17 protein-coding genes are annotated in these 18,481 nt (G+C 31.0%); 4 read left to right on the top strand and 13 right to left on the bottom strand.

Annotation, left to right across the window (positions count from 1 at the left end):
• The 3 genes from M890_RS0108770 to M890_RS0108760 all read left to right on the top strand — a co-directional run.
• Positions 1 to 873, top strand: an 873-nt coding sequence (locus M890_RS0108770; RefSeq protein WP_028283178.1) for a T9SS type B sorting domain-containing protein, incomplete at its 5' end; no start/stop codon positions are given.
• Between the two features lie 9 nt (positions 874 to 882).
• Positions 883 to 1,830, top strand: coding sequence for a PorP/SprF family type IX secretion system membrane protein (locus M890_RS0108765; protein WP_028283177.1), 948 nt, complete (start codon positions 883 to 885; stop codon positions 1,828 to 1,830).
• 7 nt (positions 1,831 to 1,837) lie between these two features.
• Entirely contained in the window at positions 1,838 to 3,778 is a 1,941-nt protein-coding gene (locus tag M890_RS0108760; RefSeq protein WP_028283176.1) for an OmpA family protein, read from the top strand.
• Between the two features lie 473 nt (positions 3,779 to 4,251).
• Here the strand turns inward: M890_RS0108760 and M890_RS0108750 are convergent, their stop codons facing one another.
• From M890_RS0108750 to rpsA, 8 genes are all read right to left on the bottom strand, one after another.
• Complete coding sequence (locus tag M890_RS0108750) at positions 4,252 to 4,743, bottom strand: CAP domain-containing protein (RefSeq protein WP_028283175.1); 492 nt, start codon at positions 4,741 to 4,743, stop codon at positions 4,252 to 4,254.
• Positions 4,744 to 4,903: 160 nt separating this feature from the next.
• A complete protein-coding gene (gene pdxH, locus M890_RS0108745) occupies positions 4,904 to 5,551 on the bottom strand; it encodes a pyridoxamine 5'-phosphate oxidase (protein ID WP_028283174.1) in 648 nt (215 codons plus the stop codon).
• Between the two features lie 208 nt (positions 5,552 to 5,759).
• Complete coding sequence (locus tag M890_RS0108740; protein ID WP_028283173.1) at positions 5,760 to 6,665, bottom strand: ribonuclease Z; 906 nt, start codon at positions 6,663 to 6,665, stop codon at positions 5,760 to 5,762.
• 52 nt (positions 6,666 to 6,717) lie between these two features.
• Complete coding sequence (locus M890_RS0108735) at positions 6,718 to 7,050, bottom strand: hypothetical protein (protein WP_028283172.1); 333 nt, start codon at positions 7,048 to 7,050, stop codon at positions 6,718 to 6,720.
• 2 nt (positions 7,051 to 7,052) lie between these two features.
• A complete protein-coding gene (locus M890_RS0108730) occupies positions 7,053 to 7,982 on the bottom strand; it encodes an aspartate carbamoyltransferase catalytic subunit (protein WP_028283171.1) in 930 nt (309 codons plus the stop codon).
• 4 nt (positions 7,983 to 7,986) lie between these two features.
• A complete protein-coding gene (gene pyrR / locus M890_RS0108725) occupies positions 7,987 to 8,526 on the bottom strand; it encodes a bifunctional pyr operon transcriptional regulator/uracil phosphoribosyltransferase PyrR (RefSeq protein ID WP_028283170.1) in 540 nt (179 codons plus the stop codon).
• A gap of 128 nt (positions 8,527 to 8,654) precedes the next feature.
• Positions 8,655 to 9,407, bottom strand: a complete 753-nt coding sequence (locus M890_RS0108720; protein WP_028283169.1) for a T9SS type A sorting domain-containing protein — start codon at positions 9,405 to 9,407, stop codon at positions 8,655 to 8,657.
• Between the two features lie 402 nt (positions 9,408 to 9,809).
• Positions 9,810 to 11,642: a 30S ribosomal protein S1 gene (gene rpsA / locus M890_RS0108715; protein WP_028283168.1), complete on the bottom strand. Its 1,833-nt coding sequence runs from the start codon at positions 11,640 to 11,642 to the stop codon at positions 9,810 to 9,812.
• A 384-nt stretch (positions 11,643 to 12,026) separates the two neighbouring features.
• Here rpsA and M890_RS0108710 point away from each other — a divergent pair, with 384 nt between their 5' ends.
• Positions 12,027 to 12,407 (top strand): LysM peptidoglycan-binding domain-containing protein, encoded by a 381-nt coding sequence (locus M890_RS0108710; protein ID WP_028283167.1) that lies wholly within the window; start codon positions 12,027 to 12,029, stop codon positions 12,405 to 12,407.
• A 76-nt stretch (positions 12,408 to 12,483) separates the two neighbouring features.
• On the opposite strand, the gene cmk is transcribed toward M890_RS0108710, so the two are convergent.
• From cmk to lon, 5 genes are all read right to left on the bottom strand, one after another.
• Positions 12,484 to 13,179, bottom strand: a complete 696-nt coding sequence (cmk, locus tag M890_RS0108705; RefSeq protein ID WP_028283166.1) for a (d)CMP kinase — start codon at positions 13,177 to 13,179, stop codon at positions 12,484 to 12,486.
• 105 nt (positions 13,180 to 13,284) lie between these two features.
• Positions 13,285 to 14,307, bottom strand: a complete 1,023-nt coding sequence (gene porQ / locus M890_RS0108700) for a type IX secretion system protein PorQ (protein WP_028283165.1) — start codon at positions 14,305 to 14,307, stop codon at positions 13,285 to 13,287.
• Positions 14,308 to 14,362: 55 nt separating this feature from the next.
• Positions 14,363 to 15,340, bottom strand: coding sequence for a muramidase family protein (locus M890_RS15970; RefSeq protein WP_036597327.1), 978 nt, complete (start codon positions 15,338 to 15,340; stop codon positions 14,363 to 14,365).
• A gap of 44 nt (positions 15,341 to 15,384) precedes the next feature.
• Positions 15,385 to 15,906 carry a LysM peptidoglycan-binding domain-containing protein gene (locus M890_RS0108690; protein ID WP_198018204.1) on the bottom strand — a complete coding sequence of 174 codons (522 nt, stop codon included), beginning with the start codon at positions 15,904 to 15,906 and terminating at the stop codon, positions 15,385 to 15,387.
• Positions 15,890 to 18,337, bottom strand: a complete 2,448-nt coding sequence (gene lon / locus M890_RS0108685; protein WP_028283163.1) for an endopeptidase La — start codon at positions 18,335 to 18,337, stop codon at positions 15,890 to 15,892. The genes M890_RS0108690 and lon overlap by 17 nt, the downstream gene beginning before the upstream one ends.
• Positions 18,338 to 18,481: the final 144 nt, after the last annotated feature.

Genomic DNA, 18,481 nt, shown 5'->3' with positions numbered 1-18,481 from the left:
ACTTATACTGTAGCTGATGATTGTGGTAACACCTCTCAATTAACTGCTACTTTAACAATAGAAGATACTACTGGACCAAGTTTAATAAATTCTTTAGATTTACCTAATAGCGTTATATGTTCTAATGTTCCTGAAGTACCTGTATTAAACTTTGAAGATAATTGTTCTTTAAATCCTGTTACAATTGTATTTGAGGAGACAACAACATTTACAGGAGAAGAAGAAATTTATGATATTATATGGACATGGACTGCTACTGATGATTGTGGTAATGATACAGTAATAACACATACAATTAATGTAGTAACAGAAAACTTTACAACTCCATTGGAAGGAGATAAATGTATCGAAGATGGATTAATAGACTTATATGACTATTTACCGGAAGGATATGACACTTCAATTGAATGGGTAGTTGTTACAGATGGTGTTTCAATAATTGATGGTATTTTTGACCCATTAGAAGTTGAACTTGGTGATTATGTTTTCACTTATACAACTTTAAATAACGGTTGTTTAAATACTTTTGAATTGACTATAAATATTAATGATGATTGTACCGTATTACCTTGTGGTGAGGATGATTTAAAAATATCTAAAGCAGTTACACCAAATGGTGATGCTTATAATGAGTTTTTCACTGTAGGTGGTGTTGAAGAGTGTGGATTTATTATCGACATAAAAATCTTTAACCGATTTGGAGATATTGTTTACGAATCTAGAGATTACCAAAACAATTGGAATGGTCAAAGCCCTAGCGGTTCTGTAGGATCTGCAGGTAGATTACCAAACGGAACATATTATTACGTAATAGATATAAAAGATAGTGGTATTAAACCTTTAGCTGGTCCTCTTTATTTAGGAACTAAATAACGATTTTAAATGAAAAAAATAAATATATACAGTATTGCTCTGGTGTTAATATGTAGTTCAGCACAACTATTAGCACAACAGTTACCTCAGTTTTCGCAATACATGTTTAATACTATTTCAATAAATCCAGCCTATGCTGGAAGTAGAGAAACTATTAGTGTGGTAGGTTTACATAGAAGTCAATGGGTTGGATTAGCTGGTGCTCCAACAACATCAACGGTTTCTATTCATGCGCCATTAAAAAACGAAAAAATAGGTTTAGGTTTATCTATAATTAATGATGAATTAGGATATGAAAACTTTGTTTATGCCTACGGTGATTTTTCTTATACTATTGAGCTCTCAGAAAAAACAAAATTGGCTTTTGGTTTAAAAGCAGGATTTACTCATTATAACCTTGATCAAGAAGGATTTCTAGACGATCCAACTGTGGCAATAGACCCTTTCTTTAGTAATTTTACAAATAGATGGAATCCTAATATTGGTGTTGGTGCTTATTTACATCAAAACAAATGGTATTTAGGTTTATCTGCTCCTAGAATTTTAAATACAGATTATAACGAAAGTGCTTTAGATCCAGAAGTAGACTACATCGCTTTAGAGCGTGTTGGATATTATTTGACTGCTGGTTATGTGTTTGAATTAAATGAGTCCACAAAACTTAAACCATCGGCATTAGTAAAATTAACAAATGGAGCTCCTGTTTCATTTGACTTAAGTGCACATTTACTATTTGACGAAAAGTTTTGGATTGGTGGTAGTTATAGATATAATAGAGATACATCAACTATTGGTGCTTTAGCAGATTTTCAGGTATCACCTCAAATGAGGATTGGTTATGCCTATGAACATTATATAACAGATCTAAGACCTTACACAGGAGGAACACATGAAATTTTACTAATGTTTGAAGTCTTTAAACCTACCAAACGTGTTAAATCACCAAGATATTTTTAAAATGAAAATGAAAATAACAGCATATCTAGTTTTATTTTTATTTGTACAACAAGCAGTTGCACAAACTAAAGTCGCAGATAACTTTTTCAGGGATTTTTCTTACGAAAAAGCTGCAGAACTATATAAAGAGGCTATAAAAAAAGAGGATAGTACAGAACATATTTTGAAACGTATTGGTGACTGCTACTTCAATATTAGTCAGCTTGAAAAAGCAGAGTTTTGGTATAACAAAGCCATAAATAAATATCCTGCTATAGATACTGAATACATCTATAAATATGTTCAAACCTTAAGAAGTCAAAAAAAATATGAACTAGCAAACGACTATTTAAGGACCTTTAACAACAGAAATAAAAAAGACAATCGTATTAAAAACATTGAAAGTTTTAATATTGAAAACTATAATCAATTAACAAACACTGAAAAAGTTTATGTTGAATTAGAAAACCTTCCTATTAATACAAAATATTCAGATTTTGGAGGTTACGAGTTTAAAGATAAACTTTACTACTACTCTACTTGGGTTAAAGATTCAATAACAGATGAAAATGAATTATATGATTGGAATAATGAACCTTTCTTAAATATTTTTGAAGCAGATATAAAAATAGAAAATGCAATTAAATCCTTCGACAATTCAAAAAAACTAAACGCAACAGTAAATACAAAAGATGATCACGAAGGTTTAGTTACTATTACAAACGATGGTAAAACTATGTACTTTACCAGAAATAATGTAAACAAAAAAGAAAAAAGAAAATACTCTAAAGAAGGAACTTCATTTTTAAAAATATATAAAGCTACGCTATCAGGTAATACCTGGACAAATGTAACTGAGTTGCCTTTTAATAATGATGCTTACTCATGTGGTGCTCCTGCATTGAGTCCTGATAACAAGACTCTATATTTTGTATCTGATATGTCAGGTGGATTTGGCCAAACTGATTTGTATAAAGTAGCAATAAATAACGATGGTAGCTATGGTAAACCTGTTAATTTAGGACCTGAAATAAATACTGAAGGAAATGAAAAATTTCCGTATGTAGCAAAGGATTCTACGCTATATTTTTCAAGTGACGCTAACCTAAACCTTGGTTTACTTGATATTTTTGAAAGTAATTTATTAAAAATTAAAAAAAATGATACCACTCAAGTTTACATTAAAAACCTAGGTGCACCATTTAACAGTCCATACGATGACTTTTGCTTTTTTATTGATACAGAAACTCAAACAGGTTACTTGTCATCTAATCGTGAAGGTGGTCAAGGTGGTGATGATATTTATGCTTTTGGAAAATACCAGTGTAATCAAACTATTTCCGGTGTTGCTTATGACGATTTAACTAAGGAACCTTTAGATAAAGTCAGAGTTGTAATATTGGATGCTAATGGTAAAGTTTTAGATACTTACTTTACAGAAAAAGATGGTAAATATGAATTTAAGGAAGTGGGTTGTGATAAAACATTTACAGTTATGGCAGAACGTGTTGTTTATAGACCTGATACTAAAGAGTTAAAAACAACACCAATTAATGGAGAAAATACCGAAATTGATTTATACTTGAAACCATTAATTATTGATAATGAAATTGTAATTAACCCTATTTATTTTGATTACGATAAATCTTTTATTAGATCTGATGCTGCTTATGAATTAGAAAATATTGTTGCAGTAATGAGAGAACATCCAAGAATGATTATTAAAATTGAATCTCATACAGATAGTCGTGGTCGTGATGCATACAACTTAAAACTATCTGATAGACGTGCTAAATCAACTAGAGATTATTTATACTCTAGAGGAATTGAAGAAGATAGAATATTAAGTGCTATAGGTTATGGAGAGACACAAATACTTAATAAATGTACAAACGGAGTTAAATGCTCTGATGAAGAACATGAATTTAATAGACGATCTAAGTTTATTATAACTAATCAGTATAAGTAACGAAAAAGCCTTTCTAAAATAGAAAGGCTTTTTTGTTCCTAGTTTTAATTCTTGATAAAATACGTTTTAACACCCTTTAAATCAATCAAGTTATCTTTAAGGTATATCTCAGATTTTACTAATTAATATGATGTAGTTACTTATTATTAGATAATATAAAAATTTTATCAATTATATAAAGTAATATTTCAATTTTGAATGAACTTCACATACTAATAATCATAACAAAACTTCAAACACCTACATGGCTAGAATAATTAATAGCCTAAGCAATAGTATAGAAATGTTAAGTCTTGCAATAAAAGTATCTCTGGCTTTTGAAACTAACAACGCCTTATCAATTATATAAACCTTGCAAAAGAAGTAAGGTAACGTTAGCTTTACTAGCTATTGTAATTTGAAAATTACTAATCATTTTAAATAAAAAAAGCCTTTCTAATTTAGAAAGGCTTTTTTTTTTGTTATTACTAGTTTTATTTCTTGACAAATATGTTTGTAAAATACCATTTGTTATTTTCACCTAATTCTGCAGATATTTCAAAGTCTGTAAAATCTCCCTCGATATTTCTTTTATGACCATCACTATTTAACCAAGCATTAACTACTGAAGATGCTGAAGAGAATCCATAAGCCACGTTTTCTGACACTTTTAATGCATTTACATTATTGACTAGGTAATTTTTTCTGCTGTAAAAATTATCATGGTTTACTTCGTTTATATTAACCATATAATCTGTGTGAGAAAAGGCTTGTCCTTTAATAACTTTAAGATTTTCTAAAGCATTTAAACCAATACTAATTCTGTGTTGATTAATTAATTCTAAAATTTCAATCTCAATAGGTTTAGCATCAGGAATAACTAATACGGTAGAGTCTTCATATATTTCATCCATTGAGTCTGTTGAACAGGATGTAAATGAAATTGCAATGCAAAAAACGATAAGTAGGCTAGTAATTCTTCTCATTTTTAAAGGAGTTAAGGTTATTTGGGACTCCTAAAATATAATAGCTTAGCGAATTAAAGTGTTAAAGAAATGTTAAAATCGATTAAAAACATGCTTTTTAACGACTTACTATGCGTTTTATCGATAAAAAGCGCTTTAAGAGTGTATTTCAACGTCTAAATCAAGGACATAAACGATTTTTATTCCAGTTAAAATCAGAATCTAAGGTATATAAAACACGATCATGCAACCTATTAGGTCTTCCTTGCCAAAACTCAATTGAAACAGGCTTTACAATATAGCCTCCCCAATATTCAGGTCGTTGTATGTCTTTATTTTGATATTCTTCCTCTAATCTTTTTAAATCATCCTCTAATACTTGTCTATTAGCAACTATGCTACTTTGCTTAGATACTATTGCTCCTAGTTGACTACCTCTTGGTCGCGACTCAAAATAACCATCACTTAAGTTGGAAGCAATTTTTTCAGTTTGTCCTTTAATTATAATTTGACGCTCTGCTCCATGCCAAAAAAAAGACAAACAAACATTTGGATTGTGTTGGATAGCTTTACCTTTTTCACTTTCGTAATTAGTATAAAATATAAACCCTTCATAAGTAAACTTTTTAAGCAGTACTACTCTACTTTTAGGAAAACCGTCCACTCCTATTGTAGAGATTGTCATTGCATTAGTCTCGTCTTGAGGGAAAAATTCATCCACTTCATTAAACCAAGATCTAAACAGCTCGATTGGATTTTCTGGAGTTTCTTCTAGCAATAAAGCTCCTTTTTCGTATGATTTTCTGTAATTACTTAAGTCTTTTTCCATAACTATGTTTTAATTGTAAATTTACGAGAATTAAATTATTTTTTTAAGTTCCTAAGTCTTCAACTTATTGTATAAAATGACTTGATAAACAATAAATACATGTTTAATACTACTGTAATAGTTTTATTGTGTGCATTAGATAATAAGCATGATAAATACCTAGATGCGATTGTGCAGTATTGGAAAGTAAAACATTAAAACCGTTAATTTAAAACTCAAAAACTTTTCCGTCATCTCCTAATAGTACGTTATCAAAGACTGTCTGAGCTTCAATTTTAAATAGATTTAAGTCCTCGTATCTAGTCGAGTAATGTCCAAGTATTAAATGACCAACATTAGCTTGTTTTGCGATACTAGCTGCTTGTTTTGCGGTACTATGCTTAGTTGGTTTGGCTAATTTTAAATGCTGATCTAAAAAGGTGGACTCATGATATAAAACATCTACCTTATCAATTATAGGTATAATAGCTTCGTTGTAGGCTGTATCACTACAAAATGCGTAACTTTTAGCTTTATTTGGTGGTAGTGTAACGGTTTCGTTTTTAATTAAATGTCCATCTTCATTAATCACATCAAAGCCTTGCTTTAGCTTTCTGTAATAGGCAACATCAATATTATTATTTAAAACCGCATTCATATCTAATTTTCGATCTCCTGCTTTTTCTTTAAAAAGAAAGCCATTAGTATACACACGATGGTCTAACGGAATGGTATGAACTTCGACCTTATCATCTTCAAAAATTAACTCAGAGGACTTACTATTTAATTCGTGAAAATAAAGGTTGTAATTAGTCCATGAATTAGCTAATTTCATTTGTAGTGTAATTACTTCCTTTAAGCCTTTTGGCGCGTGTATATGTAAATCTGCTTCGCGACCTAATAATCTAAAAGTTGAAATTAAACCAACTAAACCAAAAAAATGATCTCCATGTAAATGCGAAATAAAAATATGCTTAATCCTATTAAACTTAATCTTATGTTTACGAAGCTGTACTTGTGTACCTTCTCCGCAATCTATCATAAATAGATGATTGTTTATTTCTAAGACTTGAGATGTTGGATTGGTAAAGGTACGTGGTGTTGCGCTGTAGCAACCTAAGATATTTAATTTCATTACATGTTTATTGTTTGGTAGTTACTTTATTTTAAAAGTGAGATCTACCGTCTTAAAATCCCAAATCACGTTCCATTTCTTCCATTTCAATAATATCTTTAGCCTCTTGTAATGTTGGTACAATCACTATTTCTTCTGGAGTTTTATCTGTATTGATACCTTCGTTTACAATAACAAACGAATGCTTTGCAGCACGATGTTGATTAGATAGTCTTAAAAACTCTATAATTTCTTCTAAAGAAATAGGTTTGATTGTATTTAAATTAATAATTAAATTATTGTTTTTGAACTTAGGATATAGGGTTTCTATTTTTTTTACTAATTCAATAACCGAAGCATTTTCTTGGGTTATAATAGTTAAATTTTCATTTTGATCTATAATCATAACTATTGTTTTATTTTGGATGCTAATAGGTATATTACTGCCATTCTAACAGCAACTCCATTTTGCACTTGATCTAAAATTATGGCTTGTTTTGAGTCTGCAACGTCACTTGTAATCTCTACACCTCTATTTATAGGTCCAGGATGCATAATAGTTATTTCTTTATCTAAGCTATCTAACAATGCTTTGTTTACACCAAATTGCTGTGTATACTCTCTAGTAGATGGAAAATAACTAATATCCATACGCTCGTTTTGTACACGTAGCATGTTTGCTACATCACACCAATTTAATGCTTTACGTAAATCTGTCTCTACTTTAACGCCTAATTTTTCAATATGCTTTGGTAGTAATGTTTTAGGTCCACATACCATAACATTGGCACCTTGTAGTTTTAATGCGTAAATGTTAGATAATGCCACACGACTATGTAATATATCTCCAACTATTAATACATTTTTGCCTTTAACACTACCTAAGCGTTCTCTAATAGAATAACTATCCAATAAGGCTTGTGTAGGATGCTCATGCGCACCATCTCCAGCATTTATAATACTTGCGTTAACATGTTTAGATAAAAACACACCTGCTCCAGGGTTAGGATGACGCATTACAACCATATCCACTTTCATGGATAATATGTTATTTACGGTATCTATTAATGTTTCGCCTTTTTTAACTGAGGATTGAGAGGCAGAAAAATTTATAACGTCTGCGGACAAACGTTTTTCTGCTAACTCAAAAGATAATTTAGTTCTGGTAGAATTTTCAAAAAATAAATTGGCTATTGTAATATCACGAAGCGAAGGTACTTTTTTAATCGGACGATTAATCACTTCTTTAAAGTGGTCTGCTGTTTTAAAAATAAGCTCAATATCTTGTTGGTTAAGATATTTAATTCCTAATAAGTGATTGACACTTAATTCGCTCATAACTTTAATTATTTATTAGATATACTGAGTCTTCTCCTTCATTTTCAACCCAATTAACTTTGACTTTTTCATTATTAATAGCATCAACCTGTCTACCTCTATAATCTGGTTGTATAGGTAGGTGTCTACTAAAACGTCTATCTATAAGTGTTAATAGTTCTATCTCTTTTGGTCTGCCAAAAGACTGGATTGCTGTTAAAGCGGATCGTATACTACGACCTGTATATAATACATCATCAATAAACACAATTTTTTTGTCCTCTACTTGTACATTAATCTCGGTTGTACTAGCTTCTAAAGGTTTATCACTTCTTCTAAAATCGTCTCTGTAAAAAGTAATATCTAAATGACCTAATTGTAAGTTTTTAATTTTATACTCTTCTTTTAATAAAGCAGCTATCCTATTAGCTAAATATTTACCTCTAGGCTGAATACCAATTAATACTGTATTAGAAAAATCGTTATGTTTCTCGATGAGTTGACAAGCCAATCTATGTAAGATGATATTGACTTCTGTTGCATTAAGTAGCACTTTTTGACTCATAGTGTTCCAAACGGGTTTGGTTAACAAATGTAAAGTAAATTATGGTAACAAGAAAGTTGTTTTTTGTTTTAGCATAAAAAAGGAGTCTTATTTCTAAAACTCCTTTTGGTTATTAAGATATTAAGGTATTAACTTTTAATAAATTTATGATGATAGCTAGACGTATTATCTTCTAATAATAACACATAAACACCTGTATTTAAGGTAGAAATATCAATAGTCTCAAGTTGTTCTAAACTATTAACTGTTTTTACCTGTTTACCATCCAAACTATATATTTTATAAGATTTAAAATCTTTATTGGTTAATAGTTGCAATTGGTTAGACTTATTAATGATTTTATGATCATTAACATCCTGAGATGCGACACTTAGGGTTGCATCAAACTCGCTATACATTGTAATTGTGGTTGTAGATAGTAAACTAGATAATAAAGAAGCTAATAAGCCTTGAGGTGTATTTACCCTCAAATAAAATTGGTCATTTACTTCAAAATCATCAAGGATTAACTCAAAACTTCCACCTACCAATACGACAACATCATAATGATCGCAGCTAACTTCTTCTAAATTGGACAAATCGCCTCCAGGTGCTTTTAAAATTTGGTAATCAAATTTTGAAAATACAGTCAATCCTAGGCTAAACATGCCAATGGTTAGCTTGTTTGCTCCTGGATTAATTACGTGTTTGTAATATACGTCTTGATTAAAAAGACCTGAGCAACTAAATGGTGTTGATGAGGCTGAAGCCGAAGTGAAATTTAGAATGTTTACATTAACATTTGAGCCATTAATAGGAATAGCTTCACTTAGTAGGTTACCTGTTTGTGCTTTTGTAGCAGTAAATCCTACTACAAATAATAATAGTAATAAATTTTTCATAATAAAACGGATTTAAGTTAATAATAAGCTAACAATCAGTCTAGGGAAACTAAAAACACTTAAAAAAATAAATCAATGTATTGCAATACGAAAAATTTGATTCAACATTAAATTAAAAATAATATGCTGTTAATCAAAATGTTATCGATGAAATGACAATAATTTTAACAACTATAGCCATAATATGATAATTTATGACATAATATTCTTACAATATAAATAGCTGATTTTAAATGAAAAAGGAAATTATATTACTCAACTTATATATAATAGACGTAACTAGTTAATAAGGCTATAACTAATTATAACCACATAATTAGCAGTATAAATTGCTAAGATTGATACAATAAAAAAAGCCTCTCATTTCTGAGAGGCTTTTAAATTTATAATAAAAAGAGGAAATTATTTTTTCCCGTCCATTTTATCTTTTAATGCTTGTAAAGCTTCGTTTGCATCACCTAAAGTTGGTTTAGACTCGGCAGCTTGATCAGCAGCTTTCTTAACAGCAGCTTTTACGTTAGCCATTTCTTCAGCTTTAAAGATAGCAGTATGAGATGCTACAACACGTTTGAATTCTTTATTAAATTCAATGATTTTGAATTCTGCAGTATCACCTTTTTTCAACATCTTACCGTCTTCTTTTTCAAGGTGACGAGATGGTACAAAAGCAACGATATCTTCGTTAAATTCAATTGTAGCTCCTTTATCTACAACATCAGCAATTTCAGCTGTGTGAGTTGTATCTAAAGCAAATTCAGTTTCGTATTTATCCCAAGGATTTTCAGTTGTTTGTTTGTGACCTAAAGATAATTTACGTCCTTCAACATCTAACTCTAATACTACTACATCTAATTTGTCTCCTACGTTACAGAACTCAGATGGGTGTTTGATTTTCTTAGTCCAAGATAAGTCAGAGATGTAAATTAATCCATCAATACCTTCTTCTAATTCAACAAAAACTCCAAAGTTTGTAAAGTTACGTACAATACCTGTATGCTTAGAACCTACTGGGTATTTAGTTGTGATGTCAGTCCAAGGATCTGCAGATAATTGCTTGATACCTAAGGACATTTTACGATCTTCTCTATCTAAAGTTAAGATAACCGCATCAATTTCGTCTCCAACTTTAACAAAGTCGTTAGCAGAGCGTAAGTGTGTAGACCATGACATTTCTGACACGTGTACTAAACCTTCAACACCTTCTGCAACTTCGATAAATGCACCATAATCAGCGATTACAACAACTTTACCTTTTACTTTATCACCTACAGCAACGTTTTCTCCTAAAGCATCCCATGGGTGTTTAGATAATTGCTTAAGACCTAATTGGATTCTAGACTTATCTTCATCAAAGTCTAAAATTACAACATTTAATTTTTGATCTAACTCAACAATCTCATTTGGATGGTTGATACGAGACCAAGATAAATCTGTAATATGAACTAAACCATCAACACCACCAAGATCAATAAACACACCATAAGAAGTAATGTTTTTAACAACACCTTCTAATACTTGTCCTTTTTCTAGTTGACCAATGATTTCTTTCTTCTGCTCTTCAATATCAGCTTCAATTAAAGCTTTATGAGATACTACTACGTTTTTAAATTCGTGGTTGATTTTAACAACCTTAAATTCCATAGTTTTGTTTACGTACTGATCGTAATCTCTAATTGGCTTAACGTCAATTTGAGATCCTGGTAAGAATGCTTCAATACCAAAAACATCTACAATCATACCACCTTTAGTACGACATTTAACAAAACCGTTAACGATTTCTCCAGTTTCATTAGCTTTGATTACTCTGTCCCAAGCCTTAATTACACGAGCTTTTCTGTGAGATAATACTAATTGTCCTGTTGCGTCTTCACGTACATCAATTAATACTTCTACTTTGTCTCCTACTTTTAAGTCTGGATTGTATCTAAATTCGTTTAAAGAAATAACTCCTTCAGATTTAGCGTTGATGTCAATAATTGCATCACGATCTGTCATGTGCACTACTGTTCCTTCAACAACTTCATCATCTAAAGTATCAACGAAATTTTCTGATACTAATTTTTCAAATTCTTTTAATTGAGAATCTTCAACTTCATCAATACCTTCTTGGTAGTTGTGCCAGTTAAAATCTGCTAAGAATTTTTCAGGGTTTGCTTGTGCTTCAGATACTACTGGAGCATTTTTAGTGTCTGCTACTTGAGCTTCTACTTCCGCTTGTTTTGCTTTTTCAGCCATTTAATAAATTTTAATAGTGTACTTTTCGCTTTCGCTGAATTATAAACACACTATGTTTTGTATTCTGTTATGTTTAGAAGATTTAAGCGCTAACACACAGAAGTGTTATAAATAAAATTGTTTTTCTCCTTTTCATCTTTCTTTGGTACGCTAAAAAGGTGTGCAAAAATACTACTTTTTAGTAATATTGCCTAATACATTTAAAAAAATATTAAACTACTGACTGTCAATAGACTATAAATCGTAAAAAAAAACTAAAAACTGCATTTTATCGGTTTTTATATACACTTTGTCTAAGTATTGTTGAATTACAAATTTAGTTAAACAATGTAAACCTATAATTACTATCTTTAAGGGAGATTAACAATTTAAAACAAATTATTTATGGCTGTAAGAGCAAAATATCAAGGTGTACTTGATTTAGGTGAAAAATTAAATATCGCTAACGGAAACGTTACTGAAGAGAATGGTGTATTAAAAGTTAAAGGAACTGCTGCTACACAATATGAAAAAAACCTTTTATGGGACGCAATCAAAGCTGCTGGTGGAGATAGTCCTACTGATATATTAGCAAATATAGATGTTGCTGATGATACAGTTTATGCAAGACATACTGTAAAAGGTGGTGACACTTTAGGTAAAATTGCTAAACATTACTATGGTAATGCAAGTAAGTATACTGCTATTTTTGAGGCTAACAAGGATATATTAAATAATCCTGATGTAATCCACCCAGATCAAGAGTTAAAAATTCCAAATTTGTAGGAGTTTAATAGCAAACTATGTTAAGCGAATTGTTTAAGCGAAAGCTAACAATTCGCTTTTTTTTGTTTGACAAGTATTAGCTTAATTTATCTAAAGTCTTATTTACTAGATTTAATACAGTATCAAATTGCTCTGTTAAAGTTAAATCAGAGTTATCAATCTCTATAGCATCATGTGCTTTTACTAAAGGAGAATCCTCTCTGTTTGAATCAATATAGTCACGTTCTTGAACATTACGTAACACATCATTGTATTGCACCTCATCTCCTCTATCAATCAATTCATTAAATCTTCTAGTAGCACGCTTGTCTGCCGAAGCTGTCATAAACAACTTTAGCTCTGCATACGGAAAAACAACAGTACCAATATCGCGACCATCCATAACAACACCTTTGTCTTTACCCATTTTTTGCTGCTGTTTAACTAACTGATATCTTACTTCCGGAATTGTAGACACTTGACTAACAAAACTAGAGACTTCTAATGTCCTGATTTCTCGCTCAATATTTACACCATTTAAATACACCTCTGCAAAACCTAATTCCGGATTAAACGTAAAGCTTATAGTTACCTTATCCAAATTAGAAACTAGACTTAAAACGTCAAAATGATCTTTATCAATCCATCCGTTTTGCATAGTAAATAAGGTAACTGCTCTATACATTGCACCTGTATCTACATATATATAGCCTAAATGTTTTGCTAATTGCTTAGCGACTGTACTTTTACCTGTTGATGAGTAACCGTCTATTGCTATGGTGATTTTTTGCACTTATTTTAAATTTTAGATTTCAAAAATAGGGATTAATTTTTGAACATTTAAAGATGATTATTGGAATGATTAACAATAACAACTTACTAAAACACGTAATTAGTGTTACTGTAAATCTATATTTAATCCAAAGAAATTTGCGTTACTTGCTGCTGTATATTTAGCATGCGTATAACTAAAACGTAACTTATTAATTTTAAGACCAAAACCAGCAGATAATCCTGAAAAGTTACGTTGGTCTACAATACGAAGTTCCTCTGCACGTCTAAAGTTATAACCTAGCCTTATATTAAACCCTTTATCAGGAAATAACTCGGCTCCTATTATTGTGTGACGCATGACATTATTTATAAACCCAACTTTTTCTTGTGTTTGGTTACCTTCTAAATCCGTAGTTACTCTTGCTGGATTAGCTTCTCCTATTGGCCACTGCTGTAAATTTTCGAAAGTTAAATGCCAACGTAATGGTACATTTTCCAATGTCTGGGACAACCCTAGTGTAATATCTAATGGTAAACTTTCGCGTTGGCCTGCATAAGTTGTGATTTGTGTACCTAAATTTCTGACTACTAATGCTGCTTGAAATTCTAATTTTTCGTCAACATACATTAACCCTAAATCTGTAGCTACACCAAAAGAACTATATTGTTCTAAACTTGATGTTATAAATTTTAAGTTTGCTCCAAAATAAAAATCAGAATATCCTATTTGTAAAGCGTACCCTAAAGACAAAGCTGCTTCTGTACCAGTAAAAGTACCAGTAGATATTCCGTTTTCGTCATAACCATCAAAATCACCATAATTTATATAAGTCATTCCTGCATGTAAGGTTTGGGTACGTCTGTCCCAAGTATAAGCATAGGCAGCAGTACCATATGTTATACCACCTAAATAATTACTAAAATTTAAAGAGAATTGATTATCCATCTCTGGATTTATTGCAGAAGGATTATACAAACCTTGAGTGACGTCATAATCTATATTGGTTAAGACCTTACCTCCTAATGCTGCTTGACGTGGTGATGATACTAAGTTTAAAAATTGATAAGTAGATTGTCCACCTAATTGCGCAAAGCAAAAAGTACTAGAAAATAAAATTAAAAGTGGGACAATATTTTTCTTAAACATAGTTTGCAAAGTAAATAAATCTACATTAAAACGTAGTTATTGTAGATTTATTTTTTTACTTCAATTTTAACTTTTGTCCAATTTTTAAATTATTGAATTTAATATCATTTAGCTTACTAAGATTTTCAACGGTTGTATTATATTTTTTAGACAAACTATATAAGTTATCTCCTTTTTCAACCACATGATATTCAGGTGTTTCATCAGTTTTATCCGACACTGTTTCTGATTTATCTTCTGTTACTTCTGTCTTAGTGTTTGCTTCTACTTCTTCTTCTAAAACATCGTTCTCTGTTTCAAGTTTAGTGTTTACTTTTTCAGTAACGATGTCTTCTTCTTCTAAAACCGATTTAGTTTCTTCTAATTTAGCTTCAGCTTCTTCTTTTAAAACCGCTTTTTGCTTAGCTAATTCCAATTGTCTTTTTGCTTCTTCTAATTGTTTTTTTGCTGCGATAACTTCAGCAGAATCCTCTTCTTGCACTATCACATCTTCTTCTACAACTAAAGGCACAATATTAGGTTTAGAGTAATTGTTTTTTTTAGGTGCTGGTTTAGCTAAATTGTTGTTTTGCGTTGGTACTGGAGGTGGTGGTAATGTTGCAGGAGACTCTCCAACTGGTAATCTAGCAATTATACGCTCTTCACCAACATAGCTAATAACAGGACTACTAGATGGCACCAAAGTGCGTTTTACTAATTTAATTTTTTGCCCTAAACTTAGCGCATTATTTGATAACTTATTATCTTGTACTATCTGATCTACGCCTATATCATGCTTTTTAGAAATTGAAGACAAGGTCTCACCTTGAACTACTGTATGATAAGTTATATCGTTATAAACAACACCACTTGGCGTTGTAGTTAACTCTTCTGGATTAGTATCCGCATGTGATTTAAAAACATATTCACCTGTCTTAGTCGACATAAAGGCTTCCTTTCCTTCAACTTCTATAGGCAAAAACTCTTCTTCAATGTCTTGAGAAAAGCTTGTAGTGATAGTTAATAGGATTAAAAAAAATAGTAAATTTTTCATTATAAATTAGATTAATTTTAACAAATATAAACTATTGATTCCAACTATTTTAAAAATAGTGTTTTTCCTACAATTATTATGTTATCTTCTAGATTATTAAGGCTTTGTATAGTTGCAATTGATACTCCTGTTTTTTTAGAAATACTATATAACGTATCGCCTTTATTGACAATCCACACATTACTATCTTTTACCCTAGCTGACGTTGCGTAACCAATTTTAAGTACTTGACCAATTTTTAAAAGATTGGAGCTTAAATTATTGATTGATTTAATATGCGGAATACTTACGCCATATGTATTAGATATGGCGTATAAAGTATCTCCTTGTGCTACAACATGCGTTGTTATTATATCTGAATTATCCTGTATTGATACTTGTGGCTTGTCTGATTTACTATCAACAAACTGAGTGATTCCTGTTTTAGTATTTAAAACAGCAGGTTTACCATCTAGGATAACGTTAACTAAATTTTGATCTTGAGCTAAAGCTATAGATGAATTTAGTATCACAACAAAAAACAATAGTCTTTTTAGTAGACTTAGTGTCTTATAATTTTTTAGCATTATTAACCTTTTGATTTGTAACTGCAATTTTAATAACATCCAACATATCTGAAACATAGTGGAATGTTAAACCTTTTAAGTATTCTGGTTTAATTTCTTCAATATCTCTTCTATTATCTTCACACAATAATATCTCTTTAATTCTTGCACGCTTAGCAGCTAATATTTTTTCTTTAATACCTCCTACTGGTAACACTTTACCACGTAATGTAATCTCTCCAGTCATTGCTAAACTTTTCTTTACCTTACGTTGTGTAAATAAAGAGACTAATGATGTTAACATGGTAACACCTGCACTAGGTCCATCTTTAGGTGTTGCACCTTCTGGTACGTGGATATGTACATTGTATTTGTCAAACACCTCAGGATTAATGTTAAGTTCTTCTGCATGTGCTTTAATAAACTCCATAGCAATTGTAGACGACTCCTTCATTACCTTACCTAGGTTTCCGGTAATATTTAAGGCGCCTTTTCCTTTGGATAAAATAGATTCAATAAATAAAATATCTCCACCTACTCTTGTCCAAGCTAAACCTGTAACAACTCCAGCAACATTATTGTTTTCGTATTTATCACGTTCTAATTTTGGACCACCTAAAATTTCTACTATATCATCGTTAGAAATCTTAACATTATACGCTTCTTCCATTGCAATATTTTTAGCTGCATAACGCACCATTTTTGCAATTTGTTTTTCTAAACCACGTACTCCAGACTCTCTAGTATAACCTTCAACTATTTTTTCAAGTTGTGGTTTCCCTATTTTAATGTGTTTATCTTCTAAACCGTGTTCTTTTAATTGTTTAGGCAATAGGTGTCGCTTAGCAATTTCTACCTTCTCTTCTATTGTATATCCTGTAACATTAATAATTTCCATACGGTCTCTTAAAGCTGGCTGAATAGTATTTAAACTATTAGTGGTAGCAATAAACATAACCTTAGATAAATCATAACCCATTTCTAGGAAATTATCATGGAATTCTGAATTTTGTTCTGGATCTAACACTTCTAATAATGCAGAAGACGGATCACCTTGATGAGAATTAGATAATTTATCAATTTCATCTAAAACAAAAACTGGATTAGAGGTTCCTGCTTTTTTAAGACTTTGTAAGATACGTCCTGGCATTGCACCAATATAAGTCTTACGATGTCCACGTATTTCTGCTTCATCACGTAAACCACCTAAACTCATACGCACATATTCACGACCTAAAGCTTCTGCTATGGATCTACCTAAAGATGTTTTACCAACTCCTGGAGGTCCATATAAACATAAGATTGGTGACTTCATGTCATTACGTAATTTTAACACTGCTAAGTGCTCGATGATACGTTGTTTTACGTCGTCTAATCCGTAATGGTCACGATTTAATATTTTTTCGGCACGCTTTAAATCAAATTTATCTTTACTAAACTTGCTCCAAGGTAAATCTAAAAATAGGTCTAAATAATTACGTTGTATAGAATACTCTGCAACCTGAGGATTCATACGTTGCATTTTTGCTAACTCTTTATCAAAATGTTTTCCAACTTTTTCGTCCCATTTTTTAGATTTAGCACGCTTTTTCATGTCCTCAATCTCCTCTGCATTACCACCACCAAGTTCTTCTTGAATTGTTTTTAATTGCTGATTTAAAAAGTACTCACGTTGTTGTTGGTTTAAATCACTTTGTACTTTAGATTGAATGTCATTTTTAAGTTCCAGTTTTTGAAACTCGACGTTCATGTAACGTAAAGTCTCTAAAGCGCGATCTTTAAGATGATTCATTTCAAGAAGCGCTTGTTTTTCATCTACATCTAAATTCATATTAGACGATACAAAATTGATTAAAAACGAATCACTTTCTATGTTTTTTATAGCAAAAGTAGCCTCTGTTGGTATATTTGGACTATCCTTAATAATTTGTACTGCCAATTCTTTAATAGACTCAATAATAGCAGCAAACTCTTTATTTTTAGCTGCAGGTTTAGCTTGTGGCACTTCCTTAACGGTTGCTTTTATATAAGGCTCTTCTGTAATGACTTGATCTATTTCAAAACGTTTTTTACCTTGTATAATAACTGTAGTGTTACCATCAGGCATTTTTAAAACTTTTAAAATTCTTGCAACAGTCCCAATTTTATGTAAATCGTCTGCTTTAGGGTCTTCAACGTCTTCATCTATTTGAGAAACAACACCAATAACTTTTCCGCCTTTATTAGCATCATTAATTAGCTTAATAGACTTATCGCGTCCTGCAGTAATAGGAATTACAACTCCAGGAAACAAAACCGTATTACGTAATGATAATATTGGAAGGGTTTCTGGCAACTCCTCTTTTGCTATTTTTTCTTCATCTTCTGGTGTCATTAAAGGGATTAACTCTGAATTTTCGTCAAAATCTTGTAATGACAAACTGTCAAGTGATATAAAGTTAGATTTTTTCATAGATATATGTAAGCCAAAATGTCACTTTTAGGGTTTCATTTAAGCTATTAATTTTTAAGATTATAAATTAAACTTTCGCTATCATATTGATAAACTTATAGTTAACAATAAGTAACAGCGTTTTTTCAATTATAAAATTTCAAT

The sequence above is a fragment of the Olleya marilimosa CAM030 genome (assembly GCF_000518485.1).
Classification (GTDB): Bacteria; Bacteroidota; Bacteroidia; order Flavobacteriales; family Flavobacteriaceae; genus Olleya; species Olleya marilimosa.
This window is presented reverse-complemented; position numbering and strand designations above follow the sequence as displayed.

Bases quoted from the DNA above. Each gene is read 5' to 3' on its own strand.
- M890_RS0108760 (WP_028283176.1), top strand. From the start codon at position 1,838: ATGAAAATAACAGCATATCTAGTTTTATTTTTATTTGTACAACAAGCA.
- pyrR (WP_028283170.1), bottom strand. From the start codon at position 8,526: ATGAGTCAAAAAGTGCTACTTAATGCAACAGAAGTCAATATCATCTTA.
- rpsA (WP_028283168.1), bottom strand. From the start codon at position 11,642: ATGGCTGAAAAAGCAAAACAAGCGGAAGTAGAAGCTCAAGTAGCAGAC.
- pdxH (WP_028283174.1), bottom strand. From the start codon at position 5,551: ATGGAAAAAGACTTAAGTAATTACAGAAAATCATACGAAAAAGGAGCT.
- porQ (WP_028283165.1), bottom strand. From the start codon at position 14,307: ATGTTTAAGAAAAATATTGTCCCACTTTTAATTTTATTTTCTAGTACT.
- M890_RS0108740 (WP_028283173.1), bottom strand. From the start codon at position 6,665: ATGAAATTAAATATCTTAGGTTGCTACAGCGCAACACCACGTACCTTT.
- M890_RS0108735 (WP_028283172.1), bottom strand. From the start codon at position 7,050: ATGATTATAGATCAAAATGAAAATTTAACTATTATAACCCAAGAAAAT.
- M890_RS15970 (WP_036597327.1), bottom strand. From the start codon at position 15,340: ATGAAAAATTTACTATTTTTTTTAATCCTATTAACTATCACTACAAGC.
- M890_RS0108765 (WP_028283177.1), top strand. From the start codon at position 883: ATGAAAAAAATAAATATATACAGTATTGCTCTGGTGTTAATATGTAGT.
- M890_RS0108750 (WP_028283175.1), bottom strand. From the start codon at position 4,743: ATGAGAAGAATTACTAGCCTACTTATCGTTTTTTGCATTGCAATTTCA.
- M890_RS0108690 (WP_198018204.1), bottom strand. From the start codon at position 15,906: ATGCTAAAAAATTATAAGACACTAAGTCTACTAAAAAGACTATTGTTT.
- M890_RS0108710 (WP_028283167.1), top strand. From the start codon at position 12,027: ATGGCTGTAAGAGCAAAATATCAAGGTGTACTTGATTTAGGTGAAAAA.
- lon (WP_028283163.1), bottom strand. From the start codon at position 18,337: ATGAAAAAATCTAACTTTATATCACTTGACAGTTTGTCATTACAAGAT.
- M890_RS0108720 (WP_028283169.1), bottom strand. From the start codon at position 9,407: ATGAAAAATTTATTACTATTATTATTTGTAGTAGGATTTACTGCTACA.
- M890_RS0108730 (WP_028283171.1), bottom strand. From the start codon at position 7,982: ATGAGCGAATTAAGTGTCAATCACTTATTAGGAATTAAATATCTTAAC.